The sequence below is a fragment of the Planctomycetota bacterium genome (assembly GCA_016872555.1).
Lineage (GTDB): Bacteria > Planctomycetota > Planctomycetia > Pirellulales > UBA1268 > F1-20-MAGs016.
The window spans coordinates 1-2087 of record VGZO01000134.1 but is presented as its reverse complement, the minus strand read 5'-3'; the positions used below and the strand labels follow the sequence as shown (position 1 = coordinate 2087).

Sequence of the window (2087 nt, the reverse complement as noted above, 5' to 3'; positions counted from 1 at the left end):
TCCTGGCGACCGTGGGCGCTCGGCAGGCGCGCGAGCTGCGGAAACCGCTCGTATGCCGGCAGGCGGTGCGCTGGCGCGTCGCGCCTGCGCCTTCCCGTCATCCCAGGGACCCGCGAAGCCCCTCCGCCGTCGCCCTCGCATCGGCCCGTCGCCCCGTGCTGCGGGTCGATGCGAGGGCATAGGCGCGAGGGGCGTCCCCCTCTGCAGAGCCCGAGCCGAGGCTCCTCTCGCCCGTGCCAGACGACAGCGAGCAGCGAGGCGCGTCCCCCTCTGCAGAGCCCGAGCCGAGGCTCCTCTCGCCCGTGCCAGACGACAGCGAGCAGCGAGGCGCGTCCCCCTCTGCAGAGCCCGAGCCGAGGCTCCTCTCGCCCGTGCCAGACGACAGCGAGCAGCGTGGCGCGTCCCCCTCTGCAGAGCCCGAGCCGAGGCTGCCCTTCAGTCAACAGCCCGGGGACACCGGTAAACGACCCTCCCACGCCAGTGTCCAGACCGCAGACCGGTAGACTCCCGCCATGGCACTTTCGGGCGAAGCACGGTCACTCGCGGCGATTCTCGCCGCCGTCGTCGTCCTCTGGATCAGCGAGGCCTTGCCGCTGCCGGTCACGGCGCTGCTCGGTGCCGTCGCCTGCGTCGTCGCGGGTGTCGCCCCGGCCGAGAAGGTGTTTCAGCCGTTCGCCGACCCGGTGGTGTTCCTGTTCATCGGCTCGTTCATGCTCGCCGAGGCGATCCGCGTCCACGGCCTCGATCGCCGGCTCGCCTACGGCGTGCTCGGCCTGCCGTGGGTCGGGGAACGTCCGCGGCGCGTGCTGGCCGCGGTGGCGCTGGTGTCGGCGCTGGTCAGCGCTTTCATCTCCAACACCGCGACGACGGCGATGATGGTGGCGATCGTCGGCGGGATGCTCACGGCGATCGAGGACGCCGCCGCCCGTGAGGCCGATCGCGGTGGCCCCCGCCTCGAACCGGCGTTCGCGACCGGCCTGCTCCTGTGCGTCGCCTTCTCCGCATCGATCGGCGGCCTGGCGACGCCGATCGGCACCCCCCCCAACCTCATCGGCCAGGCGTTCATCCGCGACACGCTCGCGGTCGACCTGTCGTTTCCCGCCTGGTGCAGCCGCGGAATCCCCCTGGCGGCGGTGCTCACGTGCTGCGCCGTCCTCGTCCTCGCCTGGCTGTTCCCCGCGGGCGTCGACCGTCTGCCGGGGGTCGCCACGCTCGTCGCCGCCGAGCGCCGGGCGCTCGGACCCTGGTCGACCGGTCAGCGGTCGGCCGCCGTGGCGTTCGCGGTGACCGTCGCCCTGTGGGTCGTTCCGGGTGCGCTGTCACTCGCGCTGGGCCGTGGCGCTCCGGCCGCGCGGTGGCTGGAGACCCACTGCCCGGAAGGAGTCGCGGCCCTGATCGGAGCACTGGCGCTGTTCATCCTCCCGGGTGGCCGCGGGCGGCGCGCCCTCACCTGGGAGGAGGCGGCGCGGATCGACTGGGGGATCATCCTCCTGTATGGCGGCGGGATGGCGCTGGGGAAGCTGTCGTTCTCCACCGGCCTGGCCGACGCGATCGGCCGCGGCCTCACCGGCTGGCTGCCGGCCGGCACCGGCGGCGCGGTGCTGGTGGCCGCGGCGGCGCTGGTCGCCGTCGTGACCAGCGAATTCACGAGCAACACCGCCGCGGTCAACATGGTGGTGCCGGTGGCGATCACGCTGGCGCGGTCGGCCGGCGGCGACCCGCTCGCCGCCGCGCTGGCGGCCACGTTCGCCGCCAGCCTCGGCTTCATGCTCCCGGTGAGCACCCCGTGCAACGCGATCGTCTACGGCACCGGCCGCGTGCCGCTCCGCTCGATGCTCGCGGCGGGCGTGGTCCTCGATGTCGTCGGCGTGGTGATCGTGACGGCGGCGCTGGTACTCGCCGGCCCACCGCGCTGACTTTCAGTGGACAAAGCCCTCCATGGCCTTTGTCCACTTGGGCGACCGCGGGAGACGCCAAGGGTCTCCCGGGTCGCCGGCGGCCGCAGCCTGCGGCCGAGCCAGCTTTCAGTGGACAAAGCCCTCCATGGCCCCATCCGGCCGCGGGACGGCCGGCTCAGTTTGTCCACT

1 protein-coding gene is annotated in these 2087 nt (G+C 73.4%); it reads left to right on the top strand.

All coding sequences use genetic code 11. The features are described 5' to 3' along the window. Positions 1-512: 512 nt before the first annotated feature. A complete protein-coding gene (locus tag FJ309_17485; protein ID MBM3956366.1) occupies positions 513-1916 on the top strand; it encodes an SLC13/DASS family transporter in 1404 nt (467 codons plus the stop codon). Positions 1917-2087 lie beyond the last annotated feature (171 nt).